General features: G+C 31.6%; 23 protein-coding genes. 3 read left to right on the forward strand and 20 right to left on the reverse strand.

The window, feature by feature from the left end:
- Positions 1 to 24: 24 nt before the first annotated feature.
- The 12 genes from FGM02_RS09275 to aroQ all read right to left on the reverse strand — a co-directional run bounded on the left by FGM02_RS09275 (position 25) and on the right by aroQ (position 10,052).
- Entirely contained in the window at positions 25 to 927 is a 903-nt protein-coding gene (locus FGM02_RS09275) for a glycosyltransferase family 2 protein (protein ID WP_139958086.1), read from the reverse strand.
- Between the two features lie 2 nt (positions 928 to 929).
- A complete protein-coding gene (locus tag FGM02_RS09280; RefSeq protein WP_139958087.1) occupies positions 930 to 1,850 on the reverse strand; it encodes a glycosyltransferase family 2 protein in 921 nt (306 codons plus the stop codon).
- The gene (locus tag FGM02_RS09285) at positions 1,850 to 2,851 is read right to left on the reverse strand and encodes an ATP-grasp domain-containing protein (protein WP_139958088.1); all 1,002 of its coding nucleotides are present in this window, start codon (positions 2,849 to 2,851) and stop codon (positions 1,850 to 1,852) included. Before FGM02_RS09285 ends, FGM02_RS09280 begins: the two co-directional genes overlap by 1 nt.
- Positions 2,852 to 2,858: 7 nt before the next feature.
- The gene (locus tag FGM02_RS09290; protein ID WP_139958089.1) at positions 2,859 to 3,542 is read right to left on the reverse strand and encodes a class I SAM-dependent methyltransferase; all 684 of its coding nucleotides are present in this window, start codon (positions 3,540 to 3,542) and stop codon (positions 2,859 to 2,861) included.
- A complete protein-coding gene (locus FGM02_RS09295) occupies positions 3,535 to 4,605 on the reverse strand; it encodes a methionyl-tRNA formyltransferase (RefSeq protein WP_139958090.1) in 1,071 nt (356 codons plus the stop codon). The genes FGM02_RS09290 and FGM02_RS09295 overlap by 8 nt, the downstream gene beginning before the upstream one ends.
- On the reverse strand, positions 4,602 to 5,465 hold the full coding sequence (locus tag FGM02_RS09300) for a hypothetical protein (RefSeq protein ID WP_139958091.1): 864 nt from the start codon (positions 5,463 to 5,465) through the stop codon (positions 4,602 to 4,604). The genes FGM02_RS09295 and FGM02_RS09300 overlap by 4 nt, the downstream gene beginning before the upstream one ends.
- A gap of 9 nt (positions 5,466 to 5,474) precedes the next feature.
- On the reverse strand, positions 5,475 to 5,909 hold the full coding sequence (locus FGM02_RS18185) for a hypothetical protein (RefSeq protein ID WP_139958092.1): 435 nt from the start codon (positions 5,907 to 5,909) through the stop codon (positions 5,475 to 5,477).
- Between the two features lie 260 nt (positions 5,910 to 6,169).
- Entirely contained in the window at positions 6,170 to 7,111 is a 942-nt protein-coding gene (locus tag FGM02_RS09310) for a hypothetical protein (RefSeq protein ID WP_139958093.1), read from the reverse strand.
- Positions 7,096 to 7,449 (reverse strand): hypothetical protein, encoded by a 354-nt coding sequence (locus FGM02_RS09315; RefSeq protein ID WP_139958094.1) that lies wholly within the window; start codon positions 7,447 to 7,449, stop codon positions 7,096 to 7,098. The genes FGM02_RS09310 and FGM02_RS09315 overlap by 16 nt, the downstream gene beginning before the upstream one ends.
- A 66-nt stretch (positions 7,450 to 7,515) precedes the next feature.
- A complete protein-coding gene (locus FGM02_RS09320) occupies positions 7,516 to 8,763 on the reverse strand; it encodes an ABC transporter ATP-binding protein (protein ID WP_139958095.1) in 1,248 nt (415 codons plus the stop codon).
- A 2-nt stretch (positions 8,764 to 8,765) separates the two neighbouring features.
- Positions 8,766 to 9,638: an ABC transporter permease gene (locus tag FGM02_RS09325; RefSeq protein WP_139958096.1), complete on the reverse strand. Its 873-nt coding sequence runs from the start codon at positions 9,636 to 9,638 to the stop codon at positions 8,766 to 8,768.
- A complete protein-coding gene (gene aroQ / locus FGM02_RS09330) occupies positions 9,639 to 10,052 on the reverse strand; it encodes a type II 3-dehydroquinate dehydratase (protein ID WP_139958097.1) in 414 nt (137 codons plus the stop codon). It lies immediately after the preceding gene.
- Positions 10,053 to 10,172: 120 nt separating this feature from the next.
- Here aroQ and xerD point away from each other — a divergent pair, with 120 nt between their 5' ends.
- Positions 10,173 to 11,072, forward strand: coding sequence for a site-specific tyrosine recombinase XerD (gene xerD / locus FGM02_RS09335; protein ID WP_139958098.1), 900 nt, complete (start codon positions 10,173 to 10,175; stop codon positions 11,070 to 11,072).
- 63 nt (positions 11,073 to 11,135) lie between these two features.
- Here xerD and pheT read toward each other — a convergent pair whose 3' ends face one another.
- Positions 11,136 to 13,562, reverse strand: a complete 2,427-nt coding sequence (pheT, locus tag FGM02_RS09340; RefSeq protein ID WP_139958099.1) for a phenylalanine--tRNA ligase subunit beta — start codon at positions 13,560 to 13,562, stop codon at positions 11,136 to 11,138.
- Positions 13,563 to 13,740: 178 nt separating this feature from the next.
- Between pheT and FGM02_RS09345 the strand changes: the two genes are divergently transcribed.
- A complete protein-coding gene (locus FGM02_RS09345; RefSeq protein ID WP_139958100.1) occupies positions 13,741 to 14,031 on the forward strand; it encodes a DUF3817 domain-containing protein in 291 nt (96 codons plus the stop codon).
- A gap of 47 nt (positions 14,032 to 14,078) precedes the next feature.
- On the opposite strand, the gene FGM02_RS09350 is transcribed toward FGM02_RS09345, so the two are convergent.
- The 4 genes from FGM02_RS09350 to FGM02_RS09365 form a co-directional block, all read right to left on the reverse strand.
- Entirely contained in the window at positions 14,079 to 14,654 is a 576-nt protein-coding gene (locus tag FGM02_RS09350; protein ID WP_139958101.1) for a YceI family protein, read from the reverse strand.
- Between the two features lie 21 nt (positions 14,655 to 14,675).
- A complete protein-coding gene (locus FGM02_RS09355; RefSeq protein WP_139958102.1) occupies positions 14,676 to 15,131 on the reverse strand; it encodes a MarR family winged helix-turn-helix transcriptional regulator in 456 nt (151 codons plus the stop codon).
- A 129-nt stretch (positions 15,132 to 15,260) separates the two neighbouring features.
- Positions 15,261 to 16,004: a VIT1/CCC1 transporter family protein gene (locus FGM02_RS09360; RefSeq protein ID WP_139958103.1), complete on the reverse strand. Its 744-nt coding sequence runs from the start codon at positions 16,002 to 16,004 to the stop codon at positions 15,261 to 15,263.
- 5 nt (positions 16,005 to 16,009) lie between these two features.
- Entirely contained in the window at positions 16,010 to 16,690 is a 681-nt protein-coding gene (locus tag FGM02_RS09365) for a DUF2461 domain-containing protein (RefSeq protein WP_139958104.1), read from the reverse strand.
- 202 nt (positions 16,691 to 16,892) lie between these two features.
- Here FGM02_RS09365 and FGM02_RS09370 point away from each other — a divergent pair, with 202 nt between their 5' ends.
- The gene (locus FGM02_RS09370; RefSeq protein ID WP_139958105.1) at positions 16,893 to 17,933 is read left to right on the forward strand and encodes a metallophosphoesterase family protein; all 1,041 of its coding nucleotides are present in this window, start codon (positions 16,893 to 16,895) and stop codon (positions 17,931 to 17,933) included.
- A gap of 154 nt (positions 17,934 to 18,087) precedes the next feature.
- On the opposite strand, the gene FGM02_RS09375 is transcribed toward FGM02_RS09370, so the two are convergent.
- From FGM02_RS09375 to menA, 3 genes are all read right to left on the reverse strand, one after another.
- Positions 18,088 to 19,764 carry a sodium:solute symporter gene (locus FGM02_RS09375; RefSeq protein ID WP_139958106.1) on the reverse strand — a complete coding sequence of 559 codons (1,677 nt, stop codon included), beginning with the start codon at positions 19,762 to 19,764 and terminating at the stop codon, positions 18,088 to 18,090.
- Positions 19,765 to 19,910: 146 nt separating this feature from the next.
- A complete protein-coding gene (locus tag FGM02_RS09380; protein WP_139958107.1) occupies positions 19,911 to 22,406 on the reverse strand; it encodes a PIG-L family deacetylase in 2,496 nt (831 codons plus the stop codon).
- Positions 22,407 to 22,486: 80 nt separating this feature from the next.
- Complete coding sequence (gene menA, locus FGM02_RS09385) at positions 22,487 to 23,380, reverse strand: 1,4-dihydroxy-2-naphthoate octaprenyltransferase (protein ID WP_139958108.1); 894 nt, start codon at positions 23,378 to 23,380, stop codon at positions 22,487 to 22,489.
- Positions 23,381 to 23,426 lie beyond the last annotated feature (46 nt).

Raw genomic sequence — 23,426 nt, forward strand, 5'->3', positions numbered from 1 at the left:
TTTATTTATCAACCATTCCCTTGGTTATTTTGAAATCATGTATTTTAATTTTCCAAGGAATTTGTATGTAAAAACCTCTCTAAAAAACCAAAAATGACTAACTAAAAACCAAAAATAATCATTTCTAAGATGTGTAAATATGCGTCGTTTTGAATTTCTTACATAGATATTTTCTTTTTCTTTAAAAAAGGAACGCATATGATTTTCTGTTAACTGCCAACTCAATACCAAACTAGCCAATTTAGGACGTTCATAAACACTCAAACTATTTTCTGTTTTACGATAATATCCAAGTGTGTCTGGAGTAAAAATAATTTTCTCGGTTTTCAGAAAAATTCTTGCAAAAAACTCTCCATCATCATTCAAAGACAGTCTTTCATCCCACATACCTGCTGCATCCAATAAACGCCTATTGATCATGTTACAAACAGGAGGTATATATGAATTACTTTCCCCTAAATTTTCAAGAAATTTTAATCCAGGAGAAAAGTTTTTATAATACGTCATGTTTGTCTTTATTTCCGCTTTTCGTATAGAATCTGAAAAAACCGCCCATCTACAAATACTTGCTGTATAAGGAGATTCATTTACCAAGTCTTCATATTGAAGTTTTATATTATTGGCATCGATAAGATCATCTGAATCTAAAAATTTAATAAAAGCTCCTCTTGAATTCATAATTCCTAAATTTCTTGAGGCACTGGCACCTTTTACATCACCAACATTTTTTTCAATAAATACAAATCTCGAATCTTTTTTACAATAGTCAGATACTATTTCATTTGTCTCATCAGTAGAAAAATCGTCTACAATGACACATTCCCAATTAGCAAATGATTGACTTAGCACACAATCTAGGGTTTCACGTATGACATAAGCTCTATTGTAGGTAGGTATGATTATAGAAACTGCAGGTACATTGTTCATGATTATTTTTTTATTTTAAAAGCAGCAATCATTCTTTTAATCAATAGCTTATTATTTTTAATACTAAAATAACTTTTAGATTTCATATACAATACAAACAATTCATTGACAGGTACCGTATATTCTTGAAACAAAATCCTCCAGCTTCTTTGCATTTCACCTATATAATGTTGTGCACTTGTGGCATCTCCCGTTTTATAAAAATACTGATGCATTAAAAAAAAGGTTTGAAACTTCTTTTTAAATTTCTCACACTCATCAATCATACTCCACACTCCCCTAGAATGCACTCTATAAACATCGTCTTTTACATCCGTTGTAAAATAGCCTTTTCCATGATTCCCTAACAGGGCAATTAAAAAAGTATCTCCATTTGAAACAAGAAAAAATTCTTTTGGAAATTCATTTATTACATTTTTAAACATGACCGTAAGCGTCAACAAAAAGGCTCCATTTTTAAGTTCTTGTCCTGAATAGGACCTGTTCTTAGTTAACTTTAATTGCTTTGCTTTCACAAGATCCCCCTTTTCATTGATCAACTTAGCATTGTGAGAAGTAATCACATATTCCGGATTTGCTTCTAAAAAAGCTACTTGTTTTTGTAATTTTAAAGGGTCACACCAATAATCATCGCCATCACATAAAGCAATGTATTTTCCTTTGGCTTTTTGGAGACAATGTTTCCAAGGTTTGTCTCCTTTAGAATAAATATTTTCTTTTTGAAATATCGTTTTAATAAGGTTTGGATATTTGTCTACGTAGCTCTTTATGACTGCTTGGGTAGTATCTGTAGACGCATCATCATGAATAATTATTTCAATGTCAAAATCATGTTTTTGCATTAAAAAACTCTCAATCGCTTGCCCTATATATTTTTCTTGATTGAAAGCGACGCATACCACCGAAACCATTATTTTTTCCATTAGATAATATCTATATTTTTATAATGCGTTTTGTATGAAATAGCTTTGCTTTCTAAGGAAATTTCATTCCCTAATTGCCATGCAACTATTGCTTTCGGTAAATTTACGCCTGCTATATGCGCAAAAGGATAGCCGCCGCCAAACCTAGCATTCATTTCTAAAACTTTGTAATTAGTGCCATCAAACAACACGTCAACATCTAAATTGGCTACATGTTTTAGCGTTTTTCCTAATTTACTTCCCAAATTTTGCAAAGCTTCGTTTTCCACTAACCTTGCTATATCTGTTTCACCAGAACGCATTTCAATTTTTAACTTCGAATAAGTATTTACATAGTCACCCTGCAAATTATTTATCACATCCAGCCCAAATTCCTCTCCAACAATCATTTCCTGAATCAGCACCATTTCATTAGGAGTTAATTTGGATTCAAATTTTAAATAGCTGTTTTCAATTTCTTTTTTTATATACTCATAAAAAAAGAGTAATTCTTCTTTGGTTTCGGCTTTATAAACCCCAATAGAGCCCATGCCCCATCTTGGCTTTACGATTAAAGGAAAGTTTAGTTTTTTAGCTTTTATATTGTCCAATACTTCAACAATATCTAAAAAAGTTTTTGGGGTATCAAAATCATTTTTCAATAAAAATAGATAAGACAACCATTTATCGTTACACATTTCAACAATTTCTGGTTCAGAAACTAAGATTCGTATGCCTTTTTCTTTGAATTTGTTTTTTACTTTCGACAAGACCAATAGGTCGATATCAAAAAGAGGAATTAAAATTTTTATTTCATGCTGAATGCAATAGCGAATTAATTCTGGAATATACGTATCACAATAAATACGAGGACTCACAAAAGTAGCATCTGCAAATTGAAAACCGGCACAGGTTTCATAAGAATTTGAGACATGTACTTTACCCCCCAATTTTTTAAGCGCCTCTTTAAAGTAGGTTACCAAATACCCTCTTCTTCCAACACTTGTTAAAAGTATATTCATAGAAGCCTTATATTTTAAAGTATTTTGAAAACTCAGTTTGCGGATGTAAAGATTTTATATAATCTTCTTTATACACATGAACCGTAAATTCATAAAGTGCATAATTGTGTTTTATTTCAAAAAACCTACTCAAGTCGTCATTGATAAAATTTAATAATTTCGGTAAGTTTGCGTAGTATACCTGTGTTTGATAAAAATCGACAAAAGGAGAAATGAAATTAAAACTTATTCCTTTTTTACACATTTTAAACGCGTTCTTCAATATGTTTTGACTGAACAACTCCCATTCTTTGATGGTGTTTTCTCTTCTTTGATGAAAGACACCACTGATGAGTACATAATCGTAAGAATCTTCAAAACTTGATTCTGCAACATCACGATGGTAAAATTTATTTTCTGGAAATCTTGCCTTTGCTTCTGCTACATATTCTTCTAATATTTCTGAGCCACTGTAGGTAATTTCTTGATCAACGAATTTATTTTGAATATAAAAATTCATATCCGCAACGCCCATACCTACTTCATGAACGGTAAGATCTGTTTGATCGTCTTTAAAAACATTGCAAACATTTTTAAACCTTATTTTTTTATGTTCCAAAGATTCTGAACTAACAGCCATAGGCGTGCCTTTATGCTTCGTATAAAGTTCTCTGTAGATCGCTTCTTGGTTTTTCCTTGTAGGATTATTCATTTGAAAATCTTTTATTTATCTGTTCTTTTAAAATCCTTTTCGGATTCAACGCTCTATGCGTAAGCGATTTATTTGCTTCGTATTTTTGAATTTGGCATACTTCTAACAAATATTCTGATGAATTTTTCGTCAGCGCTAAATTTTTATTTGCCAATTCTACCCAATACAACTCATCTGTTTCAAAAGTACTCGCTGTTGTTTTTTCTAATACTCTTGTTTTTCGTAAAAAATACGTTTGTCCATTTATATAAATAATGGGACCAAGGTATTTATAATGCTCTTGCGTACATGATAACACAAAAAAATGAATTTCTTTTAATGTTTGGCTCCAATCTACAAAAAGTTTTTTCTCATCCCATCGCCATCGTTTAAAATAATTATAATATTTTGGGTTGTGTTCAACGACATTGGAACTTAAAATTTTTCTTTCAACTTTTATTTTATGCAATAATTCTACCATAATATCGGCACCAATCTCACCTAATTTATAAAATAGTTGTTGCGGACCAATAGTATGTAGCTTTCCTAATTGCAATTCTTTTTGGGCCAACATGCCTCCAGTATCAAACTTTCCATCTACATAATGTATGGTGGATCCAGATTTTTCAATACCGTGTAAAACTTGCCAACGGGTAATAGAAGTTCCTCTAAATTCGGGCAATAAAGAAGGATGTGTATTGATACAACCATAAATGGGATAGGAATATACTCTTTCAGGAATCAGTTCGTGCCAACCGCCCCCTAACACAATAATTTCTGGGTTCAATTCTTTTAATGCCTCATAAAAAGCATCACTTTTTATTGATTTTGAATAAATTATATTTAATTTATTTTTTTTCGCTAAACTTTCTTCTGAATTGAAATTCTTCAACCTAGAAAAACCATAATATTTGGATTGTAAATAATACTGAAGCTTGTAAAAAAAACGATAAAAAGAATTTCTTAGTTTGTCATCATCCTCATGAAGCAAAATTCCTGAAATATCAAATCCTTCTTCTAACAACCTTTTCAGAATTAGATAGCCGCTATGGTTAAAATGTCTTGTTACGTATAATATTTTCATTTACTTTTTTTAAAATCAAACCATTTATTTGGTAAAAAACAAATCCCCAACAAAAAAGCCGTTTGCATAAAACCTGCCACACCACACATATATAAAAACAAATGCATTAAAACTAATGACGTAACAACGATAACGGTATATTTTCTAGTGAATAGCATCACAACTGTAGAAAGTTCTAATAAAACTGCAAAAACCGACAAAGCTAAAAAAATAATGGACGGTTCTGAATAATCAAAAAAAGGTTTTCCAAAAATAAAATGAAAAGGACTTTCTAAATATCTATTGTAAATAATTGCTCTAGAGGTCTCACCATTGACCCAAATTAAAAATTTACGCAGTGGCAAAATTTTTGAAATACCAGCAAAAAAATAAATATAAACAAACCATGCCAAAATCAATTCTCGTGGCCAAGTGTATTTAGTGCTATTCTCAACACTTCTTTTATGAATTAAACTATCCAATGATAAAACATCTGAGGGTTTACTAAACGATAAAACAACTAATGGAAACCAACAGTACAACCAATGAATTGGCACATCAGTATGTTTGTAAAAAAAACTAAACAATAATAAAAAAGATACCGTTAGAATTTTAGTTACATATTTTGTAAAAAGTCCTAAACTCAACAAAAAGGCAAATAGTACGGTAGAAATTCTTAATCCAAGGATACAATAATCTGCTATAAAATTCTGAACTGCTTTTGGCATTAAAACATGAACACCTAATGGTCTATCAATAACCAACAACAAATCAAATACAGATCCTGTAACGGCATATATGATATAGAACCCCAGCAATATTCTAAATACGGCCAATTGGCACGGATTACTCGGGAGATTCATTCTATTAAAAAAATTCATGTGAAGCATTTATTTTAAATATTCAGGAATGTACAACTCATCATAATACTTGGCAATATTCCTTTCTGTTTTAAAAGTACGATCGTTAAATGTCTCAAAAAAAACATTTTTTGTAAAAAAGTCAACTGTTAAAACCCCTATTTTAATTGTATCCGTTTCATTTATTTTATGATTGTCTAACAACGCTTCCTTTAAAAAGTAAAAATTCTCTTTTTTACCTCTATTGTGATAACTTGCCGAAAAAGTATAATCTTGATTATATCTCCAACCTAAGAGATTGTTTCCAAAAGGTGTATGTTCAGACCTAAGGTTGATAATTTTCACTTCATCATCTTTCTTAAAATAATAAAAAGCCTTTGAATAAATTTTATCATTTGTATGTGCTCTAGTAGCCCATTTAAACATACCTACATCCGCAAATGGATAATATGTTTCTCCAATCATCAAGCAAAAAAATTGCACTATAGCGATTGTGTACACAATGTATCTCAATTTTTGAGGAACAATAGAAAACTTTTCTTTAAAAAACTTACCATACTTTTTTAAGGCTACTCGTTCCTTAAAAATGGATATGATTAAAATAATTGAAAAAATAAGTAGTGGTGTATTAATTTTATCAAAAATATTTTTGTGGTACTTAAAAACGGATTGATATACGTTTGAAAGCACTAGAATTAATAGAAAAAATTGAAATAAAACATTTTTCATTCGCTTAGTATATTTTTATTTGAATTAAAATATTTTGATAATTTAAATACATCCTTAAAACTACTTGGAACAAGAATCAACACAAACAAAAAGAGAATTAGCTGCTTAAATTCTAGTGTCATAAGCTCTGTGTTTATTGACAAAAGAGCTACAAAAAATGTAAACATTACTTTGTTGTAAATAAATGAAGGTCGCTTATGTTTCCCTATTTGATTGGCAGTATCAGGTGTTAATGAATAATAAACAACCAAGATAACAACTAAAAATATTCCAAAAAACTGCTCCATAAAAATTGTTGTAAAAAAATGAAAAAGTAAACCTATAACAATTCCATAAATTCTTGTTCTCTTAAATAAAAAGCTAACACATAATATAAATTCTGTTGCAATTGCAAGGATCGTAAACAGCCATACTAAAAACTCTTTACTAAACAATTTCAGAAGTTCTTTAAAGATAACTTGATTTTCAAAAAAAGAATCTATAAACCCTCCTGAAACCCAAGATTTAAGATATATCTTATCTAAAAATGCCCCAAAATAAATAATAGCTAGTTGAATTGCAATATACTTGGACTTACCTCCTGACAAACCCATTATTATTAAAAATATTGCCGCAGCTGCTAAGTTAAAAGAATAGAGTAAATCTGATAAAAAAATACAGACAATTAACAAAAAACCTGTCAGTGTTGAAAACAGATATTTTTTGTAGGAAAAAATGATTGCTATTGAAAATAATAAAAATAGGCCTTGAGTTATTTTTCGTAAAGGAAAGCTCTTTAAGAACAGTTCCAAATCTGGAAATACACAAATATAAACAGTCCCCAAATCTCTCCATTGCATGCTAAATAGCAAAGATATTATCAATAGAAAAACAGCAAAAGATATTCTTCCCTGCTCATTATTCGGTAGAAGTATATATTCTTTTATTTGTTTTGCCATTCCCATTTTTTCACTCCAGACTTATTCTCGTTAAAAATCAATACCACCTTCGTAACATCATCTTTCCCGTAAATTTCTTCTCTATTAATAATTTTTCTTTTTATATGACCAATAGATCTATATTCTTCACCATTTTTATATAATTTATAACGCCTATAAATACTCCCTGCATCCAATATCGTGTCATTTACAGAAACATCTAATTTATATGTAGCATGAATATGATACATAGACCAATTAAAATATTTGATTTCCTTATTTAATAAAAAGAAAATAAGACAAACCTGTATAAAACAAATACTGTAAATCGCTATTTTTTTTATTTTAGAATATTTCATCAAATCTTCCCATTAACCACAATCATTAATTTTATTTACTTTAATTAAAAGAACAGTTTACAGCAGTTATTCCCACTTAAATTGAGGCCTAATGTACCCTGGTTCTTTGCCCATATAAGTTCCTAACTCTCTTTTCCGATCTATAATATTAAACATGGCAATATCTTTTTCTATAAATACCGCTTTGCTTCTGTTTTTAATTAAGAAGAAGGACAAAAAGTATTGACCCGATTGAAAGAATAATTTTGGAAAATGACATTTTACAATATTCTCTCCCTGTACCAAGTTCAAATAATTGCTACTACTAAAAGAAAACATGGTTTCTCCTAATTCATTCGACAAATGATACGTGATATGGTAGGTATCTTCTTTTACGTTTTTTAAATCTAAATTTGTAATTAATGTTAGGTCGTCATCTTCTACAAGCTTATCTTTATTTGTACTTGATACGACTTCCAATGTATTTAATTTGAAAACTTCATTTTCATATTTACCAGATTTAAACTGCTGTTTGCCGGCATTTTTCCCTAAATAATAACTAATAGCAACATCTACATTCGCATCTAATGAAACACTTCCATTTTCTAGTACAATAGCACGATCACACAAACTTTTTACAGAAGCCATATTATGACTCACAAATAAAACTGTTCGTCCGCCTACATTGGATATATCTTTCATTTTACCAATGGCTTTCTTTTGAAATTCTGCATCTCCTACTGCCAAAACTTCATCCACAACCAAAATATCTGGTTCTAAAAAAGCAGCAACAGCAAAAGCCAAACGCACCTTCATTCCTGAAGAATACCGTTTAACAGGGGTATCAATATAGCGCGTACATCCAGAAAACTCAACGATTTCATCCAATTTTAAACCAATTTCCTTTTTGGTCATTCCTAAAATAGCTCCGTTTAAAAACACATTTTCTTTCCCCGTCATTTCAGGATGAAATCCTGTACCTACCTCTAATAAAGAAGCAATTCTTCCTCTAGATTTGATGCTTCCAGTAGTTGGCCCAGTAACTTTAGATAAGATTTTCAACAAGGTAGATTTTCCTGCTCCATTTTTCCCAACAATACCTAAAACCTCCCCTTTTCTTACTTCAAAACTAATGTCTTTTAAGGCCCAAACATATTCCGAATCGCCTTTTACAGCTCTATCGTTAGATTCACCAATTTTTAAATAAGGATCCTCTTTTCCTCTAATTTTAGAAAGAAAACGATTTAAATCGTGACTAATAGTTCCTGTTCCTACAGTTCCTAAACGATATTGTTTCGATAAATTTTCGATTTTTAATATGATTTCTTTTGCCATCTTTAAATTGTATCTATAAACGTTTTTTCCGTTTTATTAAAAATCAACAAGCCCAAAAAGAAAACAAACAAAGTAAATACTGACGTATACATAATTCCAAAAGCAGAATAGTTTCCATCATTTAACAAAATAAATCGTCCAAACTCAATTAAGTGCGCAATTGGGTTGTAATCCACTATCCAAGAATAATCGGCTCCACCATAACCATCACTTAATTTATCTCTCATCAAATCTAATGGATACATGACCGCGGATAAATACATCAGTAATTGCACACCAAAAGCAACCAAAAAAGTTAAATCTCTATATTTGGTAACCATAGAACTTATAATCATTCCTAAACCCAAACCTATCATTCCCATGGCAATAATTAGCACAGGGAAAAATAGAATATACTTGTTGGGTGTAATGTTATATCCGTTAAAATAATAATACGCATAAAAACAAATAAAAATAAATATTTGTATGCCAAATTTCAATAGATTAGAAATAACAATTGATATGGGCATAATGACTCTCGGAAAATAAACTTTCCCAAAAATTGCCTCATTTTTCTTAAAGGTATCGGAAGTCGCCGTCAAACATTCTTTAAAATAATTCCAAATGGTCACCCCTGCCAAATTAAACAGAAATGGAGGTATTGATCCTGTCTCTATTCCTGCAATGGTGTTAAAAACTAAAGTAAAAATAATAGAGGTAAATAAGGGCTGAATTAAATACCACAAAGGCCCAAGTATGGTTTGTTTGTAAAGTGTGATCACATCCCTTTTTACAAAAAGAAATAATAAATCTCTATAACTCCAAATTTCTTTAAAGTTAAAATCTAACAAATTGTTTTTTGGCGTAATTTCAAATAGCCATTTATCTTCTTTCATCTAGCTAAAACTCTCTATTGCCAATTCATAACTTTTCAATCCAAATCCTAAAATAACTCCTTTACAAACCGGAGATAAAAAAGATTTATGACGAAATTCTTCTCTTTGGTGCACATTCGAAATATGAACTTCTACCACAGGCGTTTCTATTCCTTTAATTGCATCTGCAATGGCTACTGAAGTATGTGTATACGCACCAGCATTAAAAACGATTCCCTCATATGAAAAACCTACCTCATGCAATTTATCAATCAAAGCACCTTCATGATTGGATTGGAAATAGTCCAACTCTATCTCCGGAAATTTATTCTTTAATTCTTCAAAGTAAGCTTCAAATGAAACATTACCATAAACTGTGGGTTCTCTTTTTCCTAATAAATTTAAATTAGGTCCGTTTAAAACAAGTAATTTCATAATAGTCGTTCAGTTTCACACAAAAATAAGAATGTTAAAGGGATTAACTACTGATAAATTACATAAAATTAAAATTTCATTCCATCAAAAGAATACAGGGCTTTTGTTACTTTTACAACTATGAAATGGACACATTTAGTTAAGGATTATCGACATTATTTAAAAATTGAAAGAGGACTTTCGACCAATACTATTGAAAGTTATACGCGTGATGTTTTTAAATTAATTTCCTATTTAGAAGAAAATTCCATTTCTATTTCTCCTGTAGTAATTGAAAAAGAAACCTTGCTTCCTTTTATTTACGAAACCTCAAAAGTCAGCAACCCAAAATCTCAAGCCCGCTTAATTTCTGGCCTGCGTAATTTTTTTGATTATTTAGTTTTTGAAAAATACAGAGAAAGCAACCCAACCGAATTGATTGAAACTCCAAAAACAGGAAGAAAACTCCCCGACACCTTATCCATTCAAGAAATTGATTTGTTAATTTCCACCATCGATTTAAGTCACCCCCAAGGTGAAAGAAACCGAACTATTTTGGAAACTTTGTATAGTTGCGGACTCCGAGTAAGCGAATTGATTACTTTGCAAATTTCAGATTTATTTTTTGAAGAAGGCTTTATTCGAGTTATTGGGAAAGGCGACAAGCAACGATTTGTACCCATAAGTTATGAAACTCAACAATTAATTAGCAGTTATATAGAATACATTCGCTGTCATGTTCCCATTCAAAAAAGTTTTGAAGACACCTTATTTTTAAATCGACGAGGAAAACAATTGACACGTGTAATGATTTTTACCATTATTAAAAATTTGGCTATTGAGGCAAAGCTCAAGAAAAAAATAAGTCCACATACATTTAGACATTCTTTTGCTACGCATTTACTAGAACGGGGTGCCGATTTAAGAGCCATACAACAAATGTTAGGACATGAAAGTATTACTACTACAGAAATTTACATGCATTTAGATAGAAGTCATTTAAAACAAGTCGTAGAAAAATACCACCCTAGGGCGAATTAGTTACGTGTTCTACATAAAAAAGGCTGTCATTCCTGACAGCCTTTTATAGTATTTACTTTCTATTTATCGCAAAGTTGCACCTAAATTCTTTTCGAAAGTAGCCTGCAATTTCTGCATAATTTTCTCGATTTGTTTTTCGTTCAAGGTTTTTTCTTCATCTTGAATAACAAAACTTACCGCATATGATTTTTTCCCTTCTGGCAATTTATCTCCTTCATACACATCAAATAAATCTACGGCTTTTAGTAATTTTCTTTCCGATTGAAAAGCGTATGAGTACACTTCTGAAAACGTAGAGCTACTATCTAACAACAAAGCTAAATCTCTTTTTACAGCAGGAAACTTAGGCATCGATTTTACCTTGATTTTTTTATTTGAAGCAATTTTTAAAACATTGTCCCAATTAAAATCGACGTATAAAACTTCTTGTTTGATTCCAAAATCTTTTAAAATCGACTTTTTTACAATTCCTAAATCAGCCAATTTAATTTTACCCAAACTCAAGGTAATACCTTCAGAGAAAACATCATTTTTAGTAGGTGCCGTTTTTAAGGCAGTAGCTCCTAATCTTTCTAACAAACTACTTACAATTCCTTTTGTATAAAAGAAATCTGATTTTTTATTGGCCGTTGTCCAAGACTCTTTGGTTCTACTTCCTGAAACAAACAAAGCCAAATGCTTTAATTCTTCATATTTAGCCTCAAATTTATGGTAGGTTTTACCAAATTCAAAAAACTGTAACGAATTGTTTTTTCTATTGATATTGTAAGCAACCGACTCTAATCCGCTAAACAACAAAGACTGACGCATAACGCCTAAATCGTTACTTAAAGGATTTAGCATCGCTACATTATTTGCCTCATTCAAATTTTCAGAATGCGCTATATAATCTGCTTTTGTTAAAGAATTAGACATGATTTCATGAAATCCTTGCGCATTTAATTGCGAAGCCACAATGTTTTCAACTTTTACTCCATTAAAATCTGAAAAAGAAATTGAAGTATTTAATTTATGTGAAAACTGAATATTGTTGTAGCCATATACTCTCAAAATTTCTTCAATAATATCCGCTTCTCTTTGTACATCTACTCGGTATGAAGGAACTGTTAAGCCCAATCCTCCTTCAGTTTCACTGCTTATTTTAATTTCTAAAGAAGCTAAAATGTTTTTTATGGTTTCTTTCGGAAGTTCTTCTCCAATCAAACGGAAAACATTGTCGTAAGACAATAACAGTTCAAAATCTTCAATTTTTTTAGGATACTGGTCAATAATATCTGAAGCAATTTTACCACCTGCAATTTCCGTAATTAACAAAGCTGCTCTTCTCAAAGCGTATTTTGTAAAATTAGGATCAATTCCTCTTTCAAAACGGAAAGAAGCATCTGTATTTAAAGCATGACGTTTTGCCGATTTACGTACAGAAACAGGATTGAAATACGCGCTTTCTAAAAAGATAGAAGTTGTTGTTTCAGAAACACCAGATTCTTCACCACCAAAAACACCTGCAATACACATCGGATTTGAATCACCATCACAAATCATTAAATCTTCTTCGTGCAATTCTCTTTCTACACCATCAAGTGTTGTAAATTTTGTTCCGGCAGCTAAAGTTTTTACTCTAACTTTATTTCCTTTTACCTTGGCTGCATCAAACGCATGCAAAGGCTGTCCCAATTCATGCAATACATAGTTGGTAATATCTACAATATTGTTGATTGGCGCTAAACCAATTGCTTTCAATTTATTTTTAATCCACTCTGGAGATTCTTCTACTTTTACATCAATAATCGTTACTCCACAATAACGAGGCGCTAAATCGGTATTTTCAACATCGACTTTAAACTTTAAAACACGTTCGTCCACATGAAAATTACTTACTGAAGGAGAAATTAATTCTAAAGATGTTCCTTGTTGAATCAATCCAGCTCTTAAATCTCTTGCGGTACCATAATGACTCATGGCATCGGCACGATTTGGCGTTAAACCGATTTCAAAAACCTGATCCGTTTCTATTTCAAAGACTTCCGAAACTGGAGTTCCTGGTTTGAAAGCATCTTCTAAAACTAAGATTCCATCATGCCCTTTTCCTAAGCCAAGTTCATCTTCAGCGCAAATCATTCCTAAACTTTGCTCACCTCTAATTTTTCCTTTTTTGATTTTAAAGCCTTCCCCTTTTTCATCATATAAAATAGTCCCAACTGTTGCCACAGCCACTTTTTGTCCGGCTGCCACATTTGGTGCTCCACATACTATTTGTACAGGTTCACTTTCTCCTAAATCTACAGTAGTAACACTAAGTTTATCTGCATTTGGATGTTTTATACAGGTCAGCACTTCACCAACAACAACTCCGGCCAAACTTCCTTTGATAGATTCAATCACTTCGATTCCTTCTACTTCCAGTCCTAAATCCGTTAATAACTCTCCTGTTTTCTCTGCTTCCCAATCAATTTTTAAAAATTGCTTTAACCAGTTGTATGATATCTTCATGCCTGTGCTCTAAAATTCTTTAATATAGGGCGCAAATATAAGCATTCCATTAAATAAATAACAGTTATAAGAAGCTTAATTATTGTGCTTTTAAAAACCTTATTTATAAAAAATAATTCGTTTTTTTAACAGCAATAAAACGGCTAAGTTTCTATATTTGTCCTTAAAATTGAAAACCATGAATTTAATACAACTATTTAGAACCGTAAGTGTTGCCGAAGGTGTATCCCTTCTTTTATTATTTGGTGTTGCTATGCCTTTAAAATACATGTATGACTCTCCATTAATGGTAGAAATTGTAGGAATGCTACACGGATTGTTATTTATTAGCTATGTGCTCTTTGCTATCGTGTATAAATTCAAAGCCAAATGGGGAATAGACACCTTAATTATCGTTATTACTGCCTCCATTGTTCCTTTCGGAACCTTTTATATTGACAAAAAATATTTAAAAAATATTACTGCATAAAAAAAGCCATCTTTAAAAGATGGCTTTTTAGTTGATTTAAAATATACTTAAAATTTCAAAGCTACATTCAATTCAAATTCATTGTCAATTGCTTTGTCTTTTAAATTGTCAAAGAAACTAGAAGAACCATATTTAATTCCATGTTTCGTTCTATCTACTTTTAAACTTGCAGTTGCTGTATTTCCTTTTACGAGTAAATCAAAGTTTATTGATTCTGTAATTCCTTTGATGGTAATGTCTGCAGTTACGGCAAATTTTCCGTTAGCTCCTTTTACTTTTGTAAATACCAATGTAGAAGTTGCATGTTTGTCAACTCCAAAAAAGTCGTCTGCTTTTAAATGACCTTCCAATTTTCCTTTCATTTTTCCGGATAAATCAGTTACGTTGATGCTTGACATATCTACAACAAACGATCCTCCTACTAACTTTTCTCCTTTGAAAATTAAATCTCCACTTTTAAACATCAAATCACCGGTATGCTGACCACCAATTTTTTTACCAACCCATTCAATTTTACTTTCATCTGTTTTGATAGATTTAGTTTCTTTTTTCAAAGTTGTAAAAGATAAAGTTACCAATGCAACCAATACCAAACCTGTTAACTTACTTACTATTTTGCTCATTTTAATTGTTTTTAATTGTTATTATTCTTGTGTTAATTTATGTAATAATTTGTTTAAATTCTTTAATTCTTCTAAACTTAACTTTTCTGTAACCTTATTTTCATGCTTGTCAATTTCTTCGTCAATTTCTGCTAATAAGTTTAAGCCTTTTTTTGAAATTCTAATTTCAATTTTTCTTCTATTCTCTTCACATTGTTCCCTGTGCAACAATCCCTTTATTCTCAATTTTTCAATCAAGCGCGTTGTGTTACTCATTTTAGAAATCATTCGTTCCTGAACATCACATAAATTTGCGGGTTCTCCTTTTTGACCTCTTAAAATTCGCAGTACATTAAATTGTTGGGTAGACAAATCATATCTTTTAAAAAACTCCGTAGATTTTTCATTGATCCAATTTCCTGCCGCCAATAATTTTATAACGGTAGCTTGCTTGATAAGCCTGGCATCATTTGAAAAATAAACTTCTGTTTTAGACATTTGTATATACAACTATTGTTTAGACAACAAATATAGAAACAATTCTCATATTAAAATGACTTATTATTAAATTTTAAGAAATTTTAACATTTATGAAACAATTCTACACAGAATAAATTCCAAATAAAATTATTTAGACACCACAAAGCTTTCCAAAACATCACCAACATAATAAGCAACTAATGCTGCTGAAACCCCCATTAAAACCGTAGAAATAACACTGTAAGTTTTGTTCTTTGTGTTCACCACTCCTTTCAAATAACCTATCAAAGCAAAGGACAAAACAGTTAGACTTGTAGACCAAAGCAACAAATTTATTTCCAACCCTTCTTTCAGAAAATCAATAGCATATACCACTAATGGAATAAAACCTAACAATAAAAAAGAAACAAATGTTACCAAACCAATTTTAAAAGCCGATTTTTTATCTTCAATCATTTCCAACTCTTCCTTCATCATCACATCTACCCATCGGTCTTTATCAGCTGTAATTACGGCAACAACTTGTTCCAACAAATCGCCCTCAAAGCCTTTATCTCTATAAATTTCTCGAATTTCTTCCCGTTCTTTTTCCGGCAAATTATCTACCTCCCAATATTCTATTTTCTTGTGCTTCTCGTAATTTCCTTGTTCCGATTTGGCCGCTAAATAGGCACCAATAGACATGGCAAAACCATCTGCAAATAAATTAGCGAAACCTAAAATAATAATAACAGATGAATCTAAATTAGCTCCTACTGCCCCTGCAACCACGGCAAAAGTTGTCACACTTCCATCGATACCTCCGTAAACAAATTCTCCTAAGTATACTTGAAAACGTTCTATAAAAGAATTTGAAACTCCATGCAATTCACTTTCATTTTTCTTAGTCATAATTACTATTCTTCTTTTAAAATAGAAATTCCGTTTAAATCTGTTGTAAGCACATCGCTCATATAATCAAAAAAAGGTCTTACCGCCAAGTAGCTTTCCTTTAATTTGTCTCTAAAATCAGGAGCCAATACTTCAGCATCCGTAAATTTTCTGGTGACTAAAAATGACTTTTTACGAATTAAATCAATAGCAGGATGTTCTTTATCAAAACCTCTTGGTGCTGTTTTTACCTCTTCTCCTTCTAAACTGCCAAACAATTTTACAAAAGTTTTGTCAGCTACAATTTCACGAATCTCTGTATCGTCAATTTCAAATTCTTTTCTGATCCGTTTTAAATCTGCTGAATTGGGTTGAAAAAATCCTGCTGCCATATAACTTTCTCCTGGTGCTATTTTTAAGTAATAGCCTCCTCTAAGCTTTTCTGTGGCTCTAGAAAACCCAATACTTCTATGATAATTATAAGGTGTTTTGTCTTTAGAAAAACGAACATCTCTATAAATTCTATAAATTTTCATTTTCTCAATCGTATCCGATTCATTCAAATCTGCCAATACGCCTTGGTAAAATTCTTTTAATAAAACTTCTTCTTGTTTAAATTCATTTTTGTGTGCATCAAACCATTCTCTATTATTGTTCTTTTTTAATTTGTTTAAAAAGTCGAGGGAAGACTTTGGTATTAAAGACATAGTATACATTATTTGAAAGGTGAAATTACAAAATCAAAACCACTTAACCCTGCACTGCTTTTAGAAATATAATTTTGCCTTTAAACCTTTCAATCTCTAAGAAAATAATTTTTTAGCTGTAGAATGATGCTGTTTTATTCGTTTAATCCAAGCTCTTCATAAATAAATTAAGTTGGATTCCTATATCTTTGCACAATCCACTATGAAAAATTTAATACCAGTAGTCCTTTTATTTTATGGTCTTATTTGCCTTGCAAATAACGATACCATAGTGAACACCATCAATGGTAAAAATTTAATTTTAGACAAAAATCAAAAACAGTTTTCATTTTTAGTTGCAGGTCATGTATACGGTCAACCTTCAGCATCCATTTACCCTTGTCCAAGTCTACTTTCTAATATTGATAATTTTAACACTTCTAAGGCAACTTTTTTTATGCTTCTTGGTGACAATTACCGACGAGCAGATTCCTTAAATATCAATGCTTTTAAGCAAACATTTTTAAACAAAATAAAAATTCCCGTATTCAACGCTTTAGGAAATCATGACATAAAAGGAAAAAACGGTCAGGATTACGAAATCTACACCTCCAACTTTACAAAAGAAACCTATTATAGTTTTACAATAAATTCTTCTTTATTTATTGTTTTAGATACTGAACTGGCTCTTGTACATGATAAAACGGATGGAAGTATCACGAAAGATCAATTGGTATTCTTAAGAAAAAATCTACGTAATTTTAAAAATAAAGAAAGTAAATTCAGAAAAAATATTTTTATTTTCACTCATAAAGAAATACACTTATTTGAAGGAAACAACTATTCCAAAGAAATTAAACCTTTACTTGGCGCTGCCAATACTAACAATACTGATGTATATATTGTTTCTGGTGATATCGCAAAATACTCTAACGATTTATATGCTGTAAAAGACAAAAGCTCTACCATCCATTATGTTCATACACACCTTACTGATAGCATTTCTGATAAAATTTTAAAATTCGATATTTCGAAAAATGGTGGTGTGCATATTGCACCTATTTCGCTGCACCAACGTCCTGTTAAAGACCTAAGCTATTTTAACAAATTTAAAGGGAAGTCTTTTTTCAACTCTTCTTTTTTAGAGCAAGCAAACTATCTTTTTTCCCAACAAAAAATATATTTGGGAACTGGCCTTGTATTTTTCTGCATCCTTATAATTTTGGGATTGAAATACAGCTCTATTTTCAGTAAAAAAAGTTAGACTTGTGTATTCATCAATTGTGGCATAACTTTTCGGACTTGCAAAATTGTCTTGAAACAGTTATTAACTCTAAAGTTTCTTGTGAATATATAATCCCAAAACAACAGCTTACAAGGAGTAAGAAAGAATATTTTTTCATAGCTAACTTATTTCATCAGCTATGAATCACCATCTTTTTTGGTTTTGTAAAAAATACTTGAATGATAATCGCCAATATTCCTACCAAGATACAACCTAATAAATTCAACCATAAATAAGGCAAAACATCCATCCACCACACTGCTATAATTAGTACTTGTGTTATCAAAGCGGCTACAAAAACGGCATTTCCTTTTACAAACTTCACAAAGAAAGCCAATAAAAATATTCCTAAAATATTTCCGTAAAATATAGAGCCAATAATATTTACCAGCTGAATTAAATTGTCGAATAAATTGGCAACACAAGCCACTAAAATGGCTATAATACCCCATAACAATGTAAACCACTTAGAAGATTTTACAAAATGAGCATCGTCATAAGTACCTTTTACGTTCCGTTTGTACAAATCTAAAGCTGTTGTAGAACCCAAGGCATTTAATTCTGAAGCCGTTGACGACATTGCCGCTGAAATGATTACTGCTAACAGCAAACCGATTAAACCACGTGGTAAATTATGCAAAATAAAATGTATAAAAACATAATCCTTGTCGTTGGTTTCTACCTTTTCATCTGCGGCACTAATAATTTTTTTTGCTTTTTCTTTTAAAAGTCTGTCTTCAGTATTCAGTTTTTTTATTTCAGCTATATTTTCTGTTTGCAAACCATTTAATAACAATTCTTTTTTTCTGCTTTCAATAGTTTTATGTGCCAAGTTTAGCTGCTCATAAGAATCTGCATGTACACTATTTACAACAGCTTCTGTTGCTTTTGGGTTGAAGTTTAAAGGAGAACTATTGAATTGATAAAAAACAAAAACCATGACTCCTACCAACAAAATAAAAAATTGCATCGGTACTTTTAGCATTCCGTTAAATAACATACCTAGCTGACTTTCTCTTACCGATTTACCAGATAAATAACGTTGTACCTGACTTTGATCTGTTCCAAAATAAGACAACATTAAAAATGTCCCTCCCAATAAACCCGTCCAAATAGTATAACGATTGCTCAAATCAAATGAAAAATCCAATACATCCATTTTTCCACTAGCCCCTGCAATTTCTAAAGCTTTGCCAAAGGTAATTCCTTCTGGTAAATAATCTAAAATCAGGTAAAAAGCGATAAACATTCCTGAAAAAATAATGGCCATTTGCTGTTTCTGAGTAACATTTACCGCTTTGGTTCCTCCAGATACCGTATAAATAATTACCAATATCCCAATTCCAATATTCAAAGGAATCAAGTCCCAGCCCAACACTGCCGATAAAATAATAGCGGGTGCAAAAATGGTAATTCCTGCCGCCAATCCACGTTGCACTAAAAAGAGAATGGCCGCCAAACTTCTTGTTTTTAAATCGAAGCGCTGCTCTAAATATTCATAGGCCGTATACACATTTAGTTTATGGTAAATAGGAATAAATACCAAACAAATAATGACCATGGCAATAGGCAATCCAAAATAAAATTGAACAAAGCCCATTCCGTCATTAAATGCTTGTCCGGGTGTTGATAGAAAAGTAATGGCGCTGGCTTGTGTTGCCATTACCGACAAACCGATAGTCCACCAAGGTGTTTCTTTTCCACCTTTTATAAAATCTTCTACATTGGCAGTACCTCTTGTTTTATAAACACCATATATTACAATAAACGCTAAGGTTCCTAAAAGAACAATCCAGTCTAAAATTTGCATATTCCTACTTTTTTAAATTGAAAAATTTCTCATGATTAGGTAAAACACCACCATATAAATAATATTGGCTAGCAGTACTACTGTATATATTTTTTTCCAGACATATTTCTTCATAAATCACGTATTTACTTCAATTTACACTATTACTATTTCCCTACCGACAACATATTTGCAAATAATTTATAAGCACCCGGAACACCGGCAGGCAATTCTCTAAAAAAACTTAAACCTGTATAAATATAATGACCTTTTCCATATTGGGCTATCAATAAACTACCTTCCTTTGCCGATTCGCCTTTATCGTTCATAGATAAAATTGGTACATATTCTTTACTCCACTTGTTTGGGAAATACAAACCTCGTTCCTGTACCCAACCCTCAAAATCTTTTTTAGTAATTTTATTTGGGTAATTTAACAAACTGTGTTTTTTATCTAAAATTCGAACTTCAGCAAACTCATTGGTCACCCTGTCCCTTGACACATTTAAGGTATAAGGAGCCATCACGTCTACGCCACTTCTACCACTTGTATTGTATTGTACAACCATTGTTCCTCCTTCTTTTACATAGGCCAACAAGAATTTTTGTTTAAATTTTAAAATATCTATGGTATTGTAAGCTCGTATTCCAACTACCACAGCATCAAAGGTTTTTAGTTTTTCTAAATTTATTTCTTCTGCTTTTATAATTTCAACGGCATAACCTATTTGAGCCAAGCTCTCAGGAATTACATCTCCTGCCCCTTGAATATACCCAATATTTGTCCCTTTTTTCTCGATGTTTAGTTTAACAACTTTTGTTTCAGAAGGTTTTAGAATAGTTTGTTTCGGAATATGATCGTAATTTATTTCCACCAATTCTTTAGTATAAACCTCCCCATCAATTCTTATCAAACCGGCAATACTTCCTTCTGAAGCGTTTTTAGGAGGTGTTACCTTGAATGTTGCTGTGATTTCATCTCCTTTTTGAGCTATGTTAAAAGGTTTGTTTTTTGGACTTATAGACCATCCCTTAGGATAACAAATTTCTACAGTTCCTGAAATATTATTAGTCCCTGCAAGAACCGTGACTTCTATTTCTTTTGATTGATCAGAATCAAATAAAACTACATTTTCTGACAAACGAACGGTTGCTTTTGGCAAAATTTCAAAAGGCTCATACAATTCTCCTTTGTCTCTTTTTGCATAACGATATACCACATCTTTTGTAAAAGAAATTTTATGCTTTAATATTTCAAAATCGAAGACTACTTGAACGGGTCTTTCAGTTTCTGGTTGTCCTCTTAAGGCTTGCTCTTTTACGGTATACATTCCTAAAGAAGCCGTTTCTCTTAACCAATACGGGTCGGAATACCTATGTGCACCAATGGTTAGTTCTTCTTTAAAAGCTGTTTTTTTATTATTTACAAGAACCTCATTCTTCACTTTATAAACCGACTTTCCATTTCCTTTGAAAGAATATCCTTTTAAAATTGCTGTATGTTCATTTCTGTTCAATACTTCAAACTCCAATCCTACTTTTGAATTTGGACTTGTACTTGACATTGTTGAAGAAACTTCAATATACAAACCAGCTGCGGCTTGAATTATATCTTTAATTTCTTTCTGCTTAAGCGTTTTCCAATGGGTATCTTCTAATTTTTCAATTAAAACAGAAGCCTCTAATAATTGTGGCAAATGTGTTGCAGGATTTACAAAATTAAAATTCTGTTCTACTTCTGTCAACAGTTTCATGATTTGCTTTCCTCCTTTTACACGTGTCCAAGTAGTATTAATCCCCGAAAACAAATCTTCTTTATCTTTTGGAAAATCTCCTTTTAAAAATTCTAAATATTCCTTTTGACTTCCTCGTGTAGACAAACGTCCAAATCCTTGACACAAATGCTGACTACTTGCCATTGCGGCCACTTCATTATTAGAAAGTCCTTTTAAAGGATAATAAACACCCACATCAAAGCTAAACACACCGTCTTTCATGGCTTTTTCAAATGCTTCAGTGCTTTTATAAAACCAAGAAGATGTATTTAAAAACAGTCTTTTTGCTTTCCAAGTGTCTACTAAGTCTAACTGAGAACTGTACGAGTTTTTATCAGCAGCCAATTCAAAAGCTCTATCACTTAAAATTGCCGAAGCTGTATGATGCCCATGCGTAGAACCAGGCGTTCTATGGTCAAACCTATTGATAATTACATCGGGTTTTACATTTCTAATTGCCCAAACCACATCACTTAAAACTTCTTCTTCATTCCATATTTCTAAAGTTTCATCAGGATGTTTCGAATATCCAAAATCGTTGGCACGACTAAACAATTGTGATCCACCATCAATAGCTCTAGCAGCTAACAATTCTTGAGTACGAATAACACCTAAAGATTCTCTAATTTCAGGGCCAATTAAATTTTGACCACCATCACCCCTCGTCAATGACAAATAAGTTGTATTGGCTTTTACTTCATTGGATAAGTAAGAAATAAGTCGCGTATTTTCATCATCAGGATGTGCGGCAACATATAATACAGAACCTAAAAAATTAAGTTTCTGAACTTTTTCATAAATCTGGTTAGAGGATAATTTTTGTGGTTTTTGAGCGATCATTGTGATGCTCGTAGATAGTAACAATGCTAATAAAATAGAATGCCTCATAGAATTTAAATCAAATTTGAAAAATCCAAATTTAAACTTTAAATAACGCTAAGAAAAAGACAAAACTTATATTAACAAAACTATAACAAAAGCCCCAAACCAAACAAAATAGAAAACAAAAAAGTACTCAAAGCGAGCTTTTTCAATTCCGGATCTAAATCCTTTGCTTCCTTAGTATGTAGTACCACAAAAAAATGTTTTGCAATTGGCAAATAAGCAACTAAAAATAAAAATTGATAAGGAGACTGAAACTTTAAAACGGTATACAAAATTGCGACTCCAAAAGAAAAAATCAATAAGGCATAGTGGTATTTTTTTGCAGCTACTGCTCCTAGTTTAACCACCAAGGTATTTTTATTCGACAATATATCCGAAGCTCTGTCGCGCATATTATTTAAATTCAAAACTCCAGCACTTAACAGTCCTATTGAACAGCCTGGTAAAAAAGCCAAAACATTGAATTCTTTGGTATATAAAAATTCACTTCCTACTACGCTTAACAAGCCAAAAAACAAAAAAACAAATACATCTCCCAAACCACTGTATCCATAAGCATTTTTTCCCATGGTATATTTTATGGCTGCCGCAATACTGGCAATTCCCAAAACAAAAAACAACACAGAATATGCGAAATTTTCAACACCAAAAGACACATAAATTAAAGCAAGAGCTATGAATAAAGTGATGATAATTGTTAGATAAATCCCTTTCAACATTTGTTTGGCAGAAATAGCACCACTTTGCAAGGCTCTTTGGGGCCCCACTCTATTTTCATTGTCCGTTCCTTTTACACCATCACCATAATCGTTAGCAAAGTTGGAAAGCACCTGAAAACCTATGGTTGTAAAAACGGCAAGAATAAAAATTAAGGGATCAAAATTATTTGAATTTGCGGCCAAAAAACTCCCTACAATAATTCCTGATAAGGATAAGGGTAAAGTTCGTAAGCGGGCTGCTTCAATCCAATGTTTCATGTATATCTTATTTACTTTTTTTTGACTTTTGGCTTTTCGTTTATGA

This window comes from Flavicella sediminum (assembly GCF_006381105.1).
Taxonomy (GTDB): Bacteria; Bacteroidota; Bacteroidia; order Flavobacteriales; family Flavobacteriaceae; genus Flavicella; species Flavicella sediminum.